This window comes from Janthinobacterium sp. BJB401, assembly GCF_013372745.1.
In the GTDB taxonomy this organism is placed as follows: domain Bacteria; phylum Pseudomonadota; class Gammaproteobacteria; order Burkholderiales; family Burkholderiaceae_D; genus Janthinobacterium; species Janthinobacterium rivuli.
In genome coordinates this window covers 99,975-117,264 of the sequence record NZ_JABXFH010000003.1, presented here as the reverse complement: position 1 = coordinate 117,264, position 17,290 = coordinate 99,975, and the positions used below count along the sequence as shown (strand labels likewise).

Annotated in this window: 17 protein-coding genes; 9 read left to right on the top strand and 8 right to left on the bottom strand. The window is 65.9% G+C overall.

Going from position 1 to position 17,290, the window contains the following annotated elements; genetic code table 11:
• Positions 1 to 19: 19 nt before the first annotated feature.
• The 3 genes from HWE17_RS03525 to HWE17_RS03515 all read right to left on the bottom strand — a co-directional run bounded on the left by HWE17_RS03525 (position 20) and on the right by HWE17_RS03515 (position 3,417).
• Positions 20 to 1,264: a type II toxin-antitoxin system HipA family toxin gene (locus tag HWE17_RS03525; RefSeq protein WP_176387838.1), complete on the bottom strand. Its 1,245-nt coding sequence runs from the start codon at positions 1,262 to 1,264 to the stop codon at positions 20 to 22.
• A complete protein-coding gene (locus HWE17_RS03520) occupies positions 1,251 to 1,550 on the bottom strand; it encodes a helix-turn-helix transcriptional regulator (protein ID WP_035823375.1) in 300 nt (99 codons plus the stop codon). Before HWE17_RS03520 ends, HWE17_RS03525 begins: the two co-directional genes overlap by 14 nt.
• Before the next feature lie 199 nt (positions 1,551 to 1,749).
• Positions 1,750 to 3,417, bottom strand: coding sequence for a methyl-accepting chemotaxis protein (locus tag HWE17_RS03515; RefSeq protein ID WP_176387837.1), 1,668 nt, complete (start codon positions 3,415 to 3,417; stop codon positions 1,750 to 1,752).
• A gap of 268 nt (positions 3,418 to 3,685) precedes the next feature.
• Between HWE17_RS03515 and HWE17_RS03510 the strand changes: the two genes are divergently transcribed.
• Positions 3,686 to 6,109: a DUF3772 domain-containing protein gene (locus HWE17_RS03510; RefSeq protein ID WP_176387836.1), complete on the top strand. Its 2,424-nt coding sequence runs from the start codon at positions 3,686 to 3,688 to the stop codon at positions 6,107 to 6,109.
• Here HWE17_RS03510 and HWE17_RS03505 read toward each other — a convergent pair whose 3' ends face one another.
• Positions 6,110 to 6,598: a DUF2938 domain-containing protein gene (locus HWE17_RS03505; RefSeq protein WP_176387835.1), complete on the bottom strand. Its 489-nt coding sequence runs from the start codon at positions 6,596 to 6,598 to the stop codon at positions 6,110 to 6,112.
• A gap of 59 nt (positions 6,599 to 6,657) precedes the next feature.
• On the opposite strand from HWE17_RS03505, the gene HWE17_RS03500 reads away from it, so the two are divergent.
• The 4 genes from HWE17_RS03500 to HWE17_RS03485 all read left to right on the top strand — a co-directional run bounded on the left by HWE17_RS03500 (position 6,658) and on the right by HWE17_RS03485 (position 10,687).
• Complete coding sequence (locus HWE17_RS03500; RefSeq protein WP_176387834.1) at positions 6,658 to 7,302, top strand: metalloregulator ArsR/SmtB family transcription factor; 645 nt, start codon at positions 6,658 to 6,660, stop codon at positions 7,300 to 7,302.
• Positions 7,302 to 7,814 carry a ClbS/DfsB family four-helix bundle protein gene (locus tag HWE17_RS03495; protein WP_176387833.1) on the top strand — a complete coding sequence of 171 codons (513 nt, stop codon included), beginning with the start codon at positions 7,302 to 7,304 and terminating at the stop codon, positions 7,812 to 7,814. Before HWE17_RS03500 ends, HWE17_RS03495 begins: the two co-directional genes overlap by 1 nt.
• Positions 7,815 to 7,910: 96 nt before the next feature.
• Entirely contained in the window at positions 7,911 to 9,626 is a 1,716-nt protein-coding gene (locus HWE17_RS03490) for an NAD+ synthase (protein WP_176387832.1), read from the top strand.
• The gene (locus HWE17_RS03485; RefSeq protein WP_176387831.1) at positions 9,623 to 10,687 is read left to right on the top strand and encodes a bifunctional nicotinamide-nucleotide adenylyltransferase/Nudix hydroxylase; all 1,065 of its coding nucleotides are present in this window, start codon (positions 9,623 to 9,625) and stop codon (positions 10,685 to 10,687) included. The genes HWE17_RS03490 and HWE17_RS03485 overlap by 4 nt, the downstream gene beginning before the upstream one ends.
• Positions 10,688 to 10,710: 23 nt before the next feature.
• Here HWE17_RS03485 and HWE17_RS03480 read toward each other — a convergent pair whose 3' ends face one another.
• On the bottom strand, positions 10,711 to 11,496 hold the full coding sequence (locus tag HWE17_RS03480; RefSeq protein ID WP_176387830.1) for a hypothetical protein: 786 nt from the start codon (positions 11,494 to 11,496) through the stop codon (positions 10,711 to 10,713).
• A 115-nt stretch (positions 11,497 to 11,611) separates the two neighbouring features.
• Positions 11,612 to 12,514, bottom strand: a complete 903-nt coding sequence (locus HWE17_RS03475; protein ID WP_176387829.1) for a LysR family transcriptional regulator — start codon at positions 12,512 to 12,514, stop codon at positions 11,612 to 11,614.
• 127 nt (positions 12,515 to 12,641) lie between these two features.
• Between HWE17_RS03475 and HWE17_RS03470 the strand changes: the two genes are divergently transcribed.
• Positions 12,642 to 14,063, top strand: coding sequence for an MFS transporter (locus tag HWE17_RS03470; protein WP_176387828.1), 1,422 nt, complete (start codon positions 12,642 to 12,644; stop codon positions 14,061 to 14,063).
• Positions 14,060 to 14,464 carry a DUF4440 domain-containing protein gene (locus HWE17_RS03465; RefSeq protein ID WP_176387827.1) on the top strand — a complete coding sequence of 135 codons (405 nt, stop codon included), beginning with the start codon at positions 14,060 to 14,062 and terminating at the stop codon, positions 14,462 to 14,464. The genes HWE17_RS03470 and HWE17_RS03465 overlap by 4 nt, the downstream gene beginning before the upstream one ends.
• Positions 14,465 to 14,520: 56 nt before the next feature.
• On the opposite strand, the gene HWE17_RS03460 is transcribed toward HWE17_RS03465, so the two are convergent.
• The gene (locus HWE17_RS03460; protein WP_176387826.1) at positions 14,521 to 14,985 is read right to left on the bottom strand and encodes a DUF2269 domain-containing protein; all 465 of its coding nucleotides are present in this window, start codon (positions 14,983 to 14,985) and stop codon (positions 14,521 to 14,523) included.
• Positions 14,973 to 16,283 carry an SDR family oxidoreductase gene (locus HWE17_RS03455; RefSeq protein ID WP_176387825.1) on the bottom strand — a complete coding sequence of 437 codons (1,311 nt, stop codon included), beginning with the start codon at positions 16,281 to 16,283 and terminating at the stop codon, positions 14,973 to 14,975. The genes HWE17_RS03460 and HWE17_RS03455 overlap by 13 nt, the downstream gene beginning before the upstream one ends.
• A gap of 78 nt (positions 16,284 to 16,361) precedes the next feature.
• On the opposite strand from HWE17_RS03455, the gene HWE17_RS03450 reads away from it, so the two are divergent.
• The gene (locus HWE17_RS03450; RefSeq protein ID WP_176387824.1) at positions 16,362 to 16,829 is read left to right on the top strand and encodes a hypothetical protein; all 468 of its coding nucleotides are present in this window, start codon (positions 16,362 to 16,364) and stop codon (positions 16,827 to 16,829) included.
• 102 nt (positions 16,830 to 16,931) lie between these two features.
• Complete coding sequence (locus HWE17_RS03445; protein WP_176387823.1) at positions 16,932 to 17,288, top strand: hypothetical protein; 357 nt, start codon at positions 16,932 to 16,934, stop codon at positions 17,286 to 17,288.
• Positions 17,289 to 17,290: the final 2 nt, after the last annotated feature.

Sequence of the window (17,290 nt, the reverse complement as noted above, 5' to 3'; positions counted from 1 at the left end):
GGTGACGTTACACCTGCGCCTAAGCCAGGCGCAGCAGCATTGTCCGCAAGCGCTCCGCCATCCGTGCCCGCAAGGCCGCGTTCAGCAGCGGCGCCACCTGCGCAAAAGCGTTCGCGATGCGCACCAGCAGGGCATCGATATACTCCTCCGCCTGCCCGCGTGTGGTGAAGCCAAAACGGGTCACATCGCGCAGCATGGCGTCGCGCGTGATGTCGCGGCGGCCGGCGCTCACTTGCATGACCAGTGATTGCGGCTCGTCTTGCGTATCCGGTACGACATCGAAGGCGGGCGAGAGGCGCCAGCGTTGCTCGTCCAGATGGAACAGCACGGCGTGGTTGCGCGGATGGTCGTCGTTGTTGCCGACGACGCCGTTGAAGACCATGCGGCCAAACAGTTCGATGCCGTCTTCTGCCGGTGCGCCGATGCGCCGCAGTTCTTCGGCCAGGCGGGGGTAGCTGGCGCCATCGCTGTCAGCCACTTCCACCGGTGGATATTGCACTTGCAGCAGCGAAGCGGCACTGACGGTCATGACGCGCCGCGCGCCGCGCCGGTCGTAGCGCAGGATGCGCACCACGCTGCGCTCGGCCGTCAATGCATGGTGGCGCGTGTCGGCGAAACGCAGGCCGGCCGCCCTGCCCCATTGCATCGTCGCGTGTTCCAGCAGTGCCAGGTCGACCGTATCGGTCATCAGGCCCGGCTTCACTAGCCAATAGTCTTCGCCGTCCTGCACCGTGGCCTTGGGGCGCGCGCCGCCCATGCTGGGGGTGGCGAACAGGCGTTTGCGCAGGGGCGCATTGAGTGTTGGCCGGCTTTCCGCGATGGCCAACAGTTCTTGCACCAGCGCGTCCAGGCGATGCAGCCTGGGACTGGCCAGTTGCGCTATGTTCGGTTTGGGCGTGTCGCCCACGGCCAGCGCACCCCAGCGGTCACCATTGCCCGACAGGCGCAAGAACTGGATCGCCGTGGCTTTTTCGCCCAGCTGGTGTTCGCGGCGTATCAGCATCTGTCCCCAGGAATCCGGACTGGCGTCGCGCAGCACGTCATGCAGGCCGCCATAGCGGCGCGCCAGGTGTTCCATGCCGGGAATGAAGGGCAGATTGACGGGATCGATGGCCCAGGACAAGCCTGCATCGGCATAGCTGGGCGCGTACCGAAAGCTGCCGATGCCGGTACGCGCATCGAGCACATAGCGACCAGCCACCACCCATTCGCCGTTGTCGGGCCGCTGCAGATAGACAAACAGGGGACGGCTAGAAGTAGCCATCGTCGTGCTCGTTTACGGCGGGGCGGCTGCGGATGTTGGCGCTGTCCATTTGCCACAGCGCCGCGTCCGGTTCCGGCGCCGTGATGGCAAGGATGCCGAGCACGTGGAAGGCGGCCAGGAACAGACCCACGTTGACGGATGCCTCGCCCCGTTCCATGCGTTGCAGGGTGGGGTGCGAAATGTCGAGGCGGGCGCACAGGTCGCGTGCCGTGATGTTTTGCTGCACCCGCTGCTTGCGCACGCACTGGCCCCATATCCTGAGCCGCTCGTTGACGAGCGTCGGCATGGCATCTTCCGGGCGGGCACGTTTTGTCATAATCAGGAAGTGAACATGGAAGTGAACATATTTTTTATATTGTAGTCCTTAATTGCAAGCATATGTACGCAACAGTTGAGCTAGCAGTTGAGCTTTAAGGTAAACATAAAATTGAATTTAATACGACTAAATTCAATCTTATGTTCATGGTACACGCCGGCGCGCTATTTTAAAATTCCTCCCACTGCGCCGGTGCGCTGGCGCGTTGCGGCGCCGCTGTCACGGCCACGCGCATTGCCGTGCCGGTCGCTGGCCGCGCGGCAGATGTTGGCACGGTCGTCGCAGCCACGCCGCCCAGTTTAAATACGCTCACCACCTGCGCCAGGGTCGCCGCCTGCTCCTGCATGGCAGCGGCCGCGGCGGCCGATTCTTCCACCAGGGCCGCATTTTGCTGGGTGACGTTGTCCATCTCGCTGATGGCCTGGTTGATTTGCTCGATGCCGGCCGTCTGTTCCGCGCTGGCCGAGGTGATGTCTTCCATGATGTCGGTCACGCGGCGCACGCTGTCGACCAGGTCGGTCATGGTGTCGCCGGCTTGATGCACGAGCTCGCTGCCGGCCGCCACGCTCCGGGTCGAGTCGTCGATCAGGGTCTTGATTTCCTTGGCGGCCGCTGCCGAGCGATGCGCCAGGCTGCGCACTTCCGTGGCCACGACGGCAAAGCCGCGTCCCTGTTCGCCTGCGCGCGCCGCTTCCACGGCCGCGTTCAAGGCCAGAATGTTGGTCTGGAAGGCGATGCCGTCGATGACGCCGATGATGTCGGCGATCTTGCTCGACGAGGCGTCGATTTGCCGCATGGTCGCCACCACTTGGGCGATGACGGCGCCGCCGCGCTGCGCCACGCCGGAGGCCGTGTCGGCCAGCACATGCGCCTGGCGTGCATTGTCGGCATTCTGCTTGACGGTCGAGGTCAGCTCTTCCATGGATGACGCCGTCTCTTCCAGCGAGCTGGCTTGCTGCTCCGTGCGCGCAGACAGGTCCAGGCTGCCCGCCGCCACTTCGGACGAGGCCGAGGCGATCGTTTCCGTGCCGGCGCGCACCGTGCCCACCGTGTGCGCCAGGCTGTCGTTCATGCGCTTGAGCGCCTGCAACAGTTGCCCCATTTCATCGCGCGACTGTACGGTGATCTGGCTGCGCAAATCGCCTGCGGCCACCGTGTTGGCCACCTGCAGCGCCGTCGCGACGGGACCGGTGATCGAGCGTGTGATGCCATACGCCAAGGCCGCCGCGATGGCCAAGGCAGCCAGCGACATGCCGATCAGCAAGGTGCGCGTGTTGGCATACGTGGCATTGGCATTGTCGCCCGCCGTGGTGGCCAGGGTGTTTTGCAAGCTGATCTGTTCAGCGATCAATTGCTTGTAGACCAGCAAGACGGGACGCAGCTGGCCGTACAGGTAGGCGCTGCTGTCGTCCGGCGTGCCGCTCCTGATCAGTTCAAGCAAGGCTTCCTGCCCTTGCGCGTAGCGTGTGTTGGCGTCGTTCATCTTCGCCAGCAACGCGCGTTCACGGTCGGAATCGAGCATGCTCGCGAGCTTGCCGAGATTGCCGGCCGCCGCCTGGCGCGCGGCCAGGATGGCGTCCGTTTGCTTGCGCTGGTCGGCCGGATCGGCGCTGAGCATCATGTTGCGCAGGGCAATGGCGATGTCGTTGATGTTGGCCGAGACGCTGTTGGCGAGCTCGATCTTCGGCATGCTGTCATGCACGATATGGCCGGTGCCCTGGTTGATCTTGCCCAGCATGGCAATGCCCAGGCAGGAGATGATGATCAGCATGGCGCCGATGGCGCCAAAGCCCACTGCGAGGCGTGTGCCGATGGTCAGGTTGGATAAAAACTTCATGGCGGTCTCAATACGGAGGGAATGGTGAAAAGGTCGGCGGCGTGCAGATGGCTGCCGCGCCGCCAAGCGGACGACGATCCTAGACCTTTTTGAATCATATTTCCATAGGGTAATATGCCTAGTTTCCCTCCGGGGCACACGCCGGTTCCGCTTATCCTGCGGCTTGGCGGTGTTTTCAGCTATATTGGCAGGCACCTGCCGGGCGGCACGCCTTGACCGGCGCCGCCGCCAATCCGGCCGTTTTTCTCATTTTCAGCCATAGGTCCGCATGACTTCTTTCCGTCTCCGTTTCTTTCCCTTCCTGCTGGCGTTGTTGCTGGCCTGCTCGCTGGCTCCCCCGCCCGCCTGGTCGCAACCCGTCGATGACGCCGCCACGGCCGACCAGCGCCTCGATGGCTTGCGCAAGCAGATCACCGGCATCCAGAAGGCGCTCGACGGCGAGGCGGAGCTCGATGACGCGACCCTGTCGCAGATGCGCGCCGATGCGCTGGCGGCCAGCGCCGAGGCGGACAAGGTGGCCGATGCGCTCGCACCCACGCTCACCAGCGTGCAGGCGCGGCTGGCCGAGTTGGGCAAGCCGGCGGCAGGCACGAAAGATGCTCCTGATGTGGCGGCGCAGCGCAGCCAGCTGGACCGCACCAGCAGCGCCCTCGATGCGCAGGTCAAACTGGCGCGTTTGCTGGCCGTGGAAGCGACGCAGGCGTCGGAGCAGGTGTCGACGGTGCGCCGCGCGCAGTTGCAGGCGCGCCTGGGCGAACGCACGGCCTCGATACTCGCCGGCTCGTTCTGGAAACAGTTGCATGCGGAATTGCCGCAGAACCTGCAGCGCCTGCGGGCGCTGGAGCTGGAATTGGCGAACGCGGCAAGCGCCACGCCGTGGTCGGCCTGGGGCGGCTTGCTGGCCGCCATCGTGGCCGTGATCGGCGCCAGCGTCTGGATTTCGCGCTATTTGCTGGTGGTGACGTCCACGCGCGTGCCGCACGGCCGCTTGCGCCGCTCCCTGCATGCGCTGGCCGTGCTGGTGCTGGCGCTGGCCACGCCGGGCCTGGTGGCCGAATTGCTGGCCATGGGACTGCGCTGGGAGGGCGGCCTGTCCGAAAAGACCTCGACTTTCCTCAGCAGCTTGATCGGCATCATCTGTTTTGCCGGTTTCACGGCAGGGCTCGGCCACGCGCTGCTGTCGCCGCGCCGCGTGTCGTGGCGTTTGCTGCCCCTGCCCGATGCGCTGGCGCACCGCATGCGCAATTTTCCATCGATGTTTTCCTTCATCGTCGTGCTCGTGTGGGCGACCGAAAGAGTCACCATCGTCATCAATGCGGGCCTGTCGACGGCCGTGGCCGTCAACTGCATCGTCGCCCTCGTGATGAGCACGACCATCGCCTACGGCTTGATGCGCGCCGAGCGCTGCTGGCGCCAGTTGCGCGAGGCCGATCCCGCCAATCTGATCACGCCGTTGTGGCTGCGCTGCGTCACGGTGCTGCTGTGGCTGGCGCTGGCGTCGAGCGTCATCAGCTTGCTGATCGGCTATGTGGCCTTTGGCAGCTTTGTTGCCAAGCAAATCGCCTGGGTCATCGTCGTGCTGTGCAGCACCTATCTGCTGACGGTGCTGGTCGACGATATCTGCATGCTGCTGGCCTCCACGCCGCCGCCGCCGGACGCGGCCCATCCCGTGCTGGCCACGCCCAAGGCGCGCGACCAGGCGGCCGTGCTGTTGTCGGGTATCGGCCGCGCCATCGTCGTGCTGCTGGCCCTGATGTTGCTCTTGGCGCCATTCGGTGAAGGTCCGGGCGAGCTGTTCCAGCGCGTCGGCAAGCTGCAGGATGGCCTGGCCATCGGCGAGGTGGCGATCCGCCCGGCCGCCATGATCCAGGCCCTGCTGGTGCTGCTCGTCGGCTTTGTCGCGCTGGGCTTGTTCAAGCGCTGGCTGCAAAACAGTTATTTGCCGACCACCAATCTCGACACGGGCATGCAAGTGTCCTTCATCACCCTGTTCGGTTACATCGGCGGCGTACTGGCCGTGGCGCTGGCGCTGTCGGCGGCCGGCATCGGCCTCGAACGCATCGCATGGGTGGCGTCAGCCTTGTCGGTGGGTATCGGTTTTGGCTTGCAGGCGGTGGTGCAGAACTTCGTTTCCGGCCTGATCCTGCTGGCCGAGCGTCCCGTCAAAGTGGGCGATTGGGTGTCCCTGGGCGGCGTGGAAGGCGACATTCGCCGCATCAATGTGCGCGCCACGGAAATTCAGCTGGGCGACCGTTCGACGGTGATCGTGCCGAACTCGGAATTCATCACCAAGACGGTGCGCAACGTGACCCTGGCCAATCCGCTGGGCCTGGTGCAAGTCAAGCTGCCGCTGCCGCTGGGCACGGATGCGCAGGTGGCGCGCGCGCTGATCCTGTCCGTCTTTGTCGACAATCCCGACGTGCTCGACACACCGGCGCCGAATGTGCAGCTCGACGGCATCGACAATGGCCTGTTGTTGTTCAACGCCACCGGCTTTGCCTCGTCGCCGCGCCTGACGTCGGGCATCCGCAGCGCGCTGCTGTTCGAACTGCTCAAGCGTCTGGACGATGCGCACATCGCCATTGCCAAGCCCAGCACGATGGTGCTGAGCACTGTGCCGGCGCAGCCCGAGGCGCCGGCCATGTCAGCCGTTGCACCGGCGCCGGCACCGGGGCCGCCGCTGACGAGCTGATCAGCGGATAGTCGACCACAGCAGGGCCGCCAGGTACAGGCCGATGCCGAACGCCGTGTGGGCCATCAGGCTGCGCAGGCGGGCGGCGTTTGGGTGCGGCGTCTTGCTGGCGGCCAGGCCGGCGCCCATGCCCGGCTGCAAGATGCAAAATGGCGCGGCCACGCTCACCAGGCCCGCCAGCAGGGCCGGCGCGAACGTCGGCTGCTGCACCCACGTCTGTCCCACCAGCGCCAGCAGCACGGCCGCAAACAGCACGCCGATCAGGTAATGAGCCGTCCAGCCCAGGATGGCCTCGTCGCGCACGGGCGCCGCCTGGGCGATGTTGACATGGCTGAAGGTGCCGCGCGGCAAATGGCCGAGCCAGCGCCCCACCATCGCAAAGTTCAGCGAGGGGATGCACCAAAAGCGTTTCAAGGCCACCGCCCACACATCCATCACCGCCGTCGCGCCCACGCCGATCGCCAGTGCATCGAGCCAGAGTATTTGCATTACCGCTCCTAACATTCAATTGATTGCTTGAATGTTATAAGGGTGCTAGCATCGTGTCAATGAAAAATGCTGATATCGAATTGCTGACCGGTTCCGCCGGGTTTGCCCATATTTTAGGCAGCGCGCCCCGTTTGCGTCTGCTCGAGCAGATCGCGCATGGCGAACATGCGGTGGAGCAACTGGTGGAGTTGACGGGCCTGTCCGTGGCCAATACCTCCCAGCATTTGCAGCAGTTGCGGCGCGCCGGTTTCGTGCAGGCGCGGCGCGACGGCAAGCGCGTGCTGTACCGGCTGGGCAGCGGCCCCATCGTGCAATTGCTGGCCGCACTGGACGTGTATGCGCAGCACCAGCGCAGCGAGTTGCAGGCGCTGGGCCGGGGCGACCACGTGGAAGCGATCACGGGCGACGAGTTGCACGAGCGCATGCGCGAGGCCAGCATCACCGTGCTCGACGTGCGTCCCGCGCAGGAATTTGCCGCTGGCCACCTGCCCGGTGCGATCAATATTCCTTTTGATGACTTGCAGCGTCGCCTCGGCGAATTGCCCGCGAACGCAGAAATCGCCGCCTACTGCCGTGGCCCGTATTGCGTGCTGTCCGTGCAGGCCGTGGCGGCCCTGCGCCAGCACGGCTTGCAGGCGCGCCGTCTCGGCAGCGGCTACGACGACTGGCAGGCGGCCGGCTTGCCTGTCGTGCAGGCGGCGTAATGGCGATCCCCGACACTAAGCAGGCACTGCTCGACGCCATCAACAGCACGTATGCGAAGTTGATACAGGAGCTGGCGCGCGTGCCGCCGGAGCTATCGCGCGAACCTGTGCTGGAAGGACAGGTGGCGGGTACGCGCATGAGCGTGTGCGATCTGCTCGCCTATCTGGTGGGGTGGAACGAGCTGGTCTTGCACTGGCACGCGCAGCTGCGCGACGGCAAACGCATCGAGGACATCGCCTTTCCCGCCGAAGGTTTCACGTGGAACGCTCTGGGAAAACTGGCGCAGCGCTTCTATGCCGACTATGCTGAACTGGGCATGGATGAGTTGCTGCTGCGCCTGGAGCAGGCGAAAAACCAGCTGCTGGCGCTGGTCGAAAGTCATGATGACGCGCAATTGTATGGCCAGCCCTGGTACACGCATTACACGATGGGGCGCATGATCCAGTTCAACACGTCGTCGCCGTATGCGAACGCGCGCACGCGCTTGCGGGCCTGGCTCAAGACCGTGTAGCACAGTGACCTGTGGGCTTGCACGATTGCATCAGTACGTTCAGGAAATTTTTCAGGCAGGATAGTGGTTTCAAGCGCAACCGACTGAAGGATCACCATGCTGACCATCGCCCTCGCCCAGCTCAACCCGACCGTGGGCGACTTCGACGCCAATTGTGCCGCCATCACCGCGCGCATGCAGCGCGCCAGCGAGGATGGCGCGGATCTGCTCGTGTGCCCCGAATTGTCGCTGTGCGCGTATTACCCGGGCGACCTGTTCGAGGACGCCGCCTTCCTGCGCGGCATGCAGCAGGCGCTGAATCAGCTGCTGGAAGCATCCACGCGCTGGCCGGCGCTGGTCACCGTCATCGGCACGGCGCGGCCGAACCCCGGCGTTGGCAAGCCCCTGTATAACGCCTTGCTGGCGATGCGCGACGGGCAGATCGTCGCCGAATACTACAAGCAGCTGCTGCCCACTTACGGCATCTTTGACGAGGGCCGGCATTTCGAGCCGGGCCCGCCCGGCGCCTGCACCCTCGCTATCGCCGGCTGCAAGGTCGGCTTCATGATTTGCGAAGACGGCTGGAACGACGATGGCCGCGCCTACGCCGTCAACCCGTTTGATGCCCTGCACGCGGCGCAGCCCGATCTGATCGTCAGCATCAACGCCAGCCCGTCCGACATCGGCAAACGGGCGCAGCGCCACGCGGTGTTTGGCGCCGCCTGCGCGCGCGTGAATCTGCCCCTGCTCTTCGTCAACCAGGTGGGCGGCCAGGACCAGCTCGTGTTCGACGGCGCCTCGTTCGCCATGTCACCGAGCCAGGGCGTGGAATTCGAGGCGGCCCGCTTTGTCGAGGATTTTCCATTGCTGCGCTTTGCCGATGGCCGTTTCGCGCGGCCCGATGGTCAGCCTTTCCCCGTACCCGACCCGGATGGCATCCCCGCCGTGGAATTTGCGCGGCGCCAGATCGTGCTCGGTTTGCGCGACTACGCGCGCCGCTGCCGCTTTACGAAAGTCGTCGTCGGCTGCTCGGGCGGCATCGATTCGGCGCTGACCCTGGCCCTGGCTGTCGAAGCGCTGGGCGCCGACAACGTCGTGGGCATCACCATGCCATCCGTGTTTTCCAGCGCCGGCTCCGTCACCGATTCCGTCGCCCTGTGCGCCAACCTGGGCATCGCCCTTTACACGCATCCGATCCGCGACATCGTGGCGCAATACGAAACGGGCTACGCGGCCGCCTTCGACGGCAAGCTGCAGGGACTGCCGCTGGAAAACCTGCAGGCGCGCGTGCGTGGCACGATCTTGATGGAGTACTCGAATGCCTTCGGCGCCCTGCTGCTCACCACCGGCAACAAGAGCGAAATCTCGGTGGGCTACTGCACCCTGTATGGCGACACGAACGGGGGCCTGGGCCTGCTCGGCGACTTGTATAAAACGGAGGTTTTCGCCCTGTCGCGTCACCTCAACGCCAGCGCCGGGCGCGAACTGATTCCCGTCGCCGTGCTCGATAAACCGCCGTCGGCGGAACTGGCGCCGGGCCAGCGCGACACGGACAGCTTGCCGCCCTATCCCGTGCTCGATGAGATTCTCAAATGGCATATCGAGGGACGCCGCCTGCCGGCGCAAGAAAGCGCGCAAGCACTGACCCTGGTCGACCAGCTGCGCGAGACGGACGAGGGACGGATTCTCGTCACGCGCATCCTCGGCATGGTCGCCCGCAATGAATACAAACGGCGCCAGGCGGCGCCCATCATCCGCGTGCGTTCGCGCGCCTTTGGCAGCGGGCGCCAATTGCCGATCGCCGCCCACTACCCTACCGGAGACGACGCATGACCCTTGCCTATCCCGCCTATTCCGCCGACGCGGCCATCCTGATCGGCCGCTTCCAGCCTTTTCACAATGGCCATGCGGGCTTGCTGCAAAAGGCGCTGGCGACGGCCGCGCAAGTGGTGGTGGTGCTCGGCTCGGCCTTCCATGCGCGCAGCCCGAAGAACCCGTTTACGTGGCAGGAACGGGCCGCCATGATTGCCGCGACCTTACCCGAGGCGCAGCGCGCGCGCGTGCATTACGTGGCCGTGCGCGATTACTACGACGATGGCCTGTGGGCCGATGCCGTGCGGCGCGCCGTGACGGGCGCCGTGCCCAAGGCCCAGCGTGTGACTCTGGTGGCCTGCTTCAAGGACGCCACCAGTTATTACCTGCACCATTTCCCGCACTGGCAGTTACTCAATCTGGAGATCGATCCCGGTGCGCCCATCGGTGCGACGGCGATTCGCAACGTGCTGTTCGAGGCGCAAGACGTGGACGTGTCGCTGAGCGCCGTGGCGCAGCTGCTGCCGGCCGCCATCGGCCAGTATGTCAAAGCGTGGACCTTGCTGCCGTGGTATGCGCCGCTGGTGCAGGAATACCGCGCCATCGAAGCCTATAAAGCGCGCTGGCGCGCGGCGCCGTATCCGCCCATCTTCACCACCGTCGACGCGCTGGTGCAGACGGGCGGCCACGTGCTGCTCGTGCGCCGCGGCGGCTATCCGGGCAAGGGCTTGTGGGCCTTGCCCGGCGGCTTCCTGGAGCCGCGCGAACGCCTGCTGCAAGGCGCCTTGCGCGAGCTGGCGGAGGAAACCCAGCTGGGCGTGCTGGCGCCCACCCTCGTCGAGGCGCTGGTCGGCGTGGCCGTGTTCGACCACCCGGACCGCAGCCAGCGCGGGCGCACCATCACGCATGCGCATTATTTTGACTTGAAGACGCGCCAGTTGCCGGAAGTGACGGCGGCCGATGATGCGGCGCTGGCGCAGTGGGTGCCCGTGGCGGCGCTGCCGGCCATGGAAGAGCAATTCTTCGAAGACCACTTTCACATCCTGAACCACTTCCTCAAGCTCACGCACGAGGGGCGCTGAGGGGCTATTCCCCTCAGCGCGCATCAGGACGTGATGCGTTCCCAGCCGTGCCGGACGGCCGCCTTGAAGTTGTCCCACGCCGATTGCGGATACGTGTGCTCCCACGTGGAACGCAGATCCGCTTCCACGTCGTCCCACGGGCGGCCCCGGTAGCTGTCGCTGCTGGCCATTGAATGGCCATAGCGGTAGGCGGGATCGTAGTCCTCGAAGCGCGCGCCGGTGGCGACATAGGTGGCGCTCCAGTGGCTGCGGTAGTACTGCTCGTCGTCGTAACTGGTACCGGGCAGGTTGTCGGCGCCGGGATAGCGGCGCGCGTTGGCGCCCACGCTGGACGGCGGCGGGGGCGTCATGTCGCTGGCAAATTGCTGCGACCCTGGCGACTCGTTCATGCTGCCCTGCTGCGATGACGCATCCGACTGCATGCTGGCGCCCTGGCGCCGCGCGCTGTCGTCCTGCGGCGCGCCCTGCCAGCCGCCGGCGCGCCAGTGCTCGGCGTGCGCATCGATGTCGAGCGGCGCGTAGCGTTCGACGATGTCGGTGGCGCGCTGGATATCGGCGTCGCTCGCGCCTTCCAGGGTCAGCACGACATGTCCGCGCCGCACGGCTTCCGCATAGATGTGGCGGTCGGCGTGGTTGCCGAACAGGTCCGTAAAGAAATGCTTGACGCTGTCGAGCAGGCTGTCGCTGTCGTCACTGCCCGCATCGTGCAGGCGGATGCTGGCGCCGGAAAAGCCCGCCGTGATCAGGTCGTGCCGGGCGCGCTCGGCCATGTCGCGGACGGCGAAAACTGCTGCCAATGTATGTGCCATGATGGTCTCCAATCGGTGAACAACGTCCTGCCAGTGTAGGCCGTGCAAAACGAAAGGGGCGCCCGTTTGCCCCTCGGAAACCGTTGTCTTTGTCAAATATTGACCACGTGAAACCTCAGTCTGGCGTGCCCACGAAGGCGCGCAAAAAGTCGATAAAGGCGCGTACCTTTTCCGCGATATGCTGGGTGTTCGGATACACGGCATACACGCCCTGCTGCGGAAAGACGACGTCGGGCAGCAGGCGGCGCAGGCGTCCCGCGCGCACTTCCGCCTCCACCTGCCATTGCGGCAGCAGGGCCACGCCGCAGCCGCCCAGGGCAAAGCCCAGCAGGGCCGAGGCGGAGTCGGAATGGATGGCGGCGTCGTCCTGCGCCGTGAAGGCGGCGGCACCGTCTGGTGTCTGCACGTCCCAGCGCAGCGGCGCGGCCAGGCGGCTGTGCGCCAGCCAGCGCGCGCGCTGCAGTTCGTCCAAGGTGGCGATGCCCTTGGCAGGCAGGCTGGCCAGGTAGGCGGGCGAGGCGACGGGCCAGATCGCGTACGGCTCGATCAGCGCGGCGCGGTAGCTCGAATCGTTGAGGGAACCCATGCGGATGGCCAGGTCGTAGCGGCCCGAGATCAGGTCTTCATGCGAGGACGACGACGAATGCTGGATCTGCAGCTGCGGGTGGGCGGCGGCAAAGGCGATCAGCGCGGGGATCACCGTGCGGCTGCCGTATTCGACGGTGGTGGTCAGGCGCAAGGTGCCGCGCAAGCCCTGGTGGCCCTGGCGCGCCGTTTCGATGGCGCCTTGCGCTTCGCTCAGCACGCGCTGGCAATCCTCGTAAAAGCGCCGCCCCACGTCGGTCAGCGCCAGGCTGCGCGTGCTGCGCGTCAGCAGCGACACGCCCAGCTCCGCCTCCAGCTGTTTCAAATTAAAACTGACGACGGCCTTGCTCTGGCCCAGCACGGCGGCGGCCGCCGTCAGCGAACCGGCGTCGACGATGGCGATGAAAATACCCAAACGGTCAAGACTGATCATAAATAAGAATGAGGAGGCATGCGGGTTGTAGAGGTTTGTCAAAATTTGTTTGACAGTGTAATCGGGGCTGGCCCGTTACGCAAATGGCGATGGACGCTTAAGCTGGCCGTTTGCCATTCGGAGCACCATGGACTATCGCAAAAAAGTGGCGGCCATCTATCTGCTGGGGTTTTTCGTCGACCTGATCAACATGTTCATCACCAGCGTCGCCTATCCCGACATCGGCCATGCCCTGCACGCCTCGGTGGCGCAGCTGGCCTGGATCAGCACCGCCTACATCCTCGGCCTGACCATCGTCATCCCCGCCAGCGCCTGGCTGGCTGCCTATTATGGCAGCAAAACCGTGTTCATGGCATCGTTGCTAACTTTTTTATGCGCCAGCATCGGCGCCGGCCTGGCGCCATCGATCGAGGCGCTGATCGCCTGGCGCTGCGTGCAGGGCCTGGGCGGCGGCTTGCTCATTCCGCTGGGGCAAAGCATGACCTACCAGCTGTATCAGCCTGCCGAGCGCCCCGGCCTGTCCTCCGTCATCATGCTGGTGGGCTTGCTGGCGCCCGCCCTGTCGCCCGCGCTGGGTGGCGTCATCGTCGACAGCCTGTCGTGGCGCTGGATTTTTTACCTGAACGTGCCATTTGCCGCGCTGGCGCTGCTGCTGGCCGCCTGCTGGCTGCGTCCCGACCCGCCCCGCGCACAAGTACCCCGTCTCGATACGGGCGGTCTGCTGGCGGGCAGCACAGCCATCCTTTTGCTGTTGCTGGGCCTGACCATGCTGGGCACGCCGGACGAGCTGCTGGCCGGCGCTGGCGTGCTGGCGCTCGGTGTTGCCTGCGCCTGGGGCTATGTGCGCGGCGCCCTGCGCAAATCGACGCCGCTGCTGAACCTGCGCCTGGCCAGTGAGCCGCTGCTGCGCATCGCCATGCTGATGTATCTGCTGGTGCCGGGCGTTTTCATGGGCGTGAGCCTGCTGGCCATGCTGTATCTGCAGGGCGTGCTGGGCATGCCGGCATCGATGGCTGGCGCGCTGATGCTGCCGTGGGCGCTGGCCTCGTTTGCGGCCATTTCGCTGACCGGCAAAAGCTACCGCCGCGTGGGGCCGCAACCGCTGTTCATCGCTGGCGCCCTGCTGCAGGCGGCGGGCATGCTGATGCTGCTGCGCGTGGAGGCGGCCGATCAGCTGTTCTGGCTGGCCGGCGCGTACGCCGTGATGGGCTTTGGCGGCGGCTTGTGCAGCAGCACGGCGCAAAGCACGGCCTTCTTGCGCACGCCGGACGCGCAGCTGAGCCAGGCCAGCGCCGTGTGGAATATCAACCGCCAGCTGGGCTTTTGCCTCGGTGTCGCGCTGCTCAGCGTACTGCTCAATGGCTTGCTGGCGGCGCAGGGCATCGCGTCGCTCGACGACCCCGCCCAGCACCTGCGTGCGGCGCAGGTTTTCCACTGGTGCTTTGCGCTGGCCGCAGCGTCGTGCGTACTGCCCCTGGCACTGTGTCTGCGTATCGACAACCGCGCCGTTCTCGACCTTTTACATCACCATGGAGTAGCAAAAAAATGACTGCAACGAATCCCTATTTTGACGACGTTTTATCCACGCATGTGCTGATCCGCGAGTGGCTGTCTGGCGAGGCGGCAGCGGAAAACTGCGCACAATTGCTGGCGCGTTTTTCGCCCGGTTTTACGATGGTGGCGCCGGGCGGGATGCGGCTCGATCACTTTGGCTTGACCAGGTTTTTCCAGGGCGCCGGCGGCAGCCGCCCGGGCCTCGCCATGCGTATCACGGACTTGCAGCTGATCCAGGAAAGCGCCACCGGCGCCACCGTGTCCTACCGCGAATTCCAGTCGCTGCCGGGCGCGGAAAACACCGAACGCTGGTCCACCGTCGTGTATGAGAAAACGCCCGATGGCGCTTTGCTGTGGCGCCACCTGCATGAAACGTGGGCCGCGCGGGCGGATTGATCCTGCAGCGTGGCGGCAAGAAGCAGGGCCGCAAACACTGAAAGGCGCCGGCGCGCTCACGCCGGCTTGGCCGTCATCAGGTAAAACACGATGATGAGAGCGAAGAAGGCGGGCACGCCCAGCGCCACCCAGATGCGCAGGTAGCGCCAGTACAGCGCGGGCAAGGCGACGCCATCGCGCGCGCTCGTTTGCGCCATGTCGCGCATGCGCATCTGCAGCCACACGACGGGCAGCCAGCAGGCGCCGGCCACCAGGTACAGCACCACGGACCAGACGATCCAGCGGCTGCTCAAGGGATATCCGGCCAGGTGGGCCAGGTAAAAGCCGCTCAGGGGCTGGAACACCACCGTGGTGGCCGTAAACAGCCAGTCGGCGCGCACCACGTGGCGGCTGACGACGGCGATGGCGCGCACGTCGCGGCTCAGGCTCGTGAAGAGCATGTAGAAGGCCGAGCCGATGCCGGTGCCGAACAGCAGGGTTGACGAGACGATGTGCAGCCATTTGACGATCAGGTATTCCATGGCTTTTCCTCCAGTTGGTACAGCAGCCACAGGGCCGCCAGCATGGGCAGGTTTTTCGTCAGGGGCCCGTAGGGATGCCACAGGAATTCCGGCAGGAACACGGCGATCCAGACGGTGTAGAACACGATGAGCGCGGCCTGCAGCGGCCATAGCCAGCGCCGCCACGGCGGGCGCAGCGCCAGTGTGGCCATGCCCAGCAGCAGGTCGAACAGACAGGCGCCGGCCAGCAGCGGCGGCGCCCAGGCTGGCGGCACGCCGCTGCGCTCAAGCAGGCCGATACTGTCTTCGAGCGGATAGACGCCGGCCGAGACGATGGCCGTGGCGATCCAGACGATGGCCATCGACAGGCGCAGCACGGGCAGCAGCCAGTCCAGCTGGGCGCGCACGGCCGCGCCGCGCGCATCGCTGATGAACTGTGCCACGGGCCGCGGCGCGCGCCCCAGCAGGCGCCGCGTGAGCCCCGCATCGGCGGCATTGCCGCGATCAAGCATGCCCAGGGTGGCGCGGTCCGGCATGGCAAAGCCCAGCAGCCTGGCCAGCAGCAGCATGGGCGGCAGCAGTAGCCGCGGTAGCGGCGCGACGCGCAGCCGTCCCAGCCCCATGGCCGCGCGCAGGGCCGCCAGGTAGGCCGCAAACGGCAGCGCCTGTGGTCCCACGACGGGCACGCGGCGCGTTTTCTGTCCGCCCAGCGCGCCCGCGCCGCGCACCAGCGCGACGATCAGGTCGCTTAAGTCGTCCACGTGCACCGGCTGCACCAGCTGCGGCGCGCGGCCGAAGCGGGGATACACGGGCAGGCTGGCCAGCATGCGGAACAGGCGCGCGCTTTCTCCATCGTCGCCATACACGAGCGAAGGCTGCACGATGACGGCGCGCAGCGGCAAGCCGGCGAGAAAATCGTCGGCCGCCTTCTTGCTCAGGTGGTAGGGCGAGACGGCGCCTGCGTCCGCGCCCAGGGCCGACAGCTGTATCACCAGCTGCACCTCGCTCTCGGCGCAGGCGGCGAACAGGGCGCGTGGCGCCTGCGTGTGCAGGGCCGCGAACGTCTGCGCGCCATGCTCGGCGATGATGCCGACGCAGTTGATGACGACGTCGATGCCATCCAGGCGCGGCAGCCATGCGGCCTTGGCCGTGTCGCGCGCAAAATCGGCTTCGATCAGGCGCACGCGCTGCTCCTTGCCGCCGTGCGCATGCGGCGGCGCGCGGTGCGTCGTGCACGCGAGCTGGAAACCTTCGGCCAGCAGCGCGGTCGAAACATGCGTTCCAATGAAACCGCTCGCCCCCGTCAGCAGTATGCGCATGCATGTCTCCTCTTGACGGGATTGGATAGGTCTTTTGCGTTTCAGTTCACTGTGCGATCACACCACTGGAGAAAAACCATGCCCGCCCTGCCCCCTTCCCTGCGTCATGGCGCCCTGTCGGGCAGCCTCGCCTCCCTCCTGTCCGCCGCCGCCCTGGCCCTGTGTGGCCGGCGCGAAACGGGCAGCGTATTCGCCGCCGTCAACGCCGTCAGCCACTGGCTGTGGGGCGACCAGGCGGCGCGCCGCGATGATGCCTCGCTCAGGCACACCCTGGTCGGCTATGTCATCCACCATTGCAGCGCCATGTTCTGGGGCGTGCTGTTCGAGCGCTATGCGGCCCACATCCTCGACCGGCGCCGCGTGGCGTCCACCGTGGCGGCGGCGGCCGGCGCCACGGCCGTGGCCTGTTTCACGGATTACCAGCTGACGCCGCACCGTTTGCAGCCCGGCTACGAGATGCGCCTGTCGCGTCCCTCGCTGCTGCTGGTGTACGGCGCCTTTGGCATCGGCCTGGCCGCCGGCGCGCTGTGGCTGCGGCGGCGCTGATGCACGCGAAGCTTTCCTACATGACGTCACGCCGCGCTCCTATCTTGCCGGCGGCCGCGTGCCAGTAGCATGGGCCTTCATCCACCAACCGAGGAGAAGCGCATGCAGGACCAACACGGCAACACCCCGCAGCATCCCGCCGACCAGGGCCGCAACACGCGCATGGACAAGACCGATGCCGACAAGGCGCAGGGCGATGCGTATGCCAACCAGGGCGGCGGCAAACTGGCCAGCGGCAATGCCAACAGCGGCCACTGGGCCAACGACGTCATCACGCCGCAGGGCGGGCTTGACCCGGTGGAGCAGGAAAACCTGCGCACCCTGACGCAGCCCGATGGCAATGCTCACGTCAAGGGCGCGGCGCAGCGACCGCAGAGCGAAGCGGGCAAGCTGGCCGACGACCGGCCGGGCCGCAACGAGTCGAAAGACATCCACAGATCACTGAATCAGCACGAGTAGAC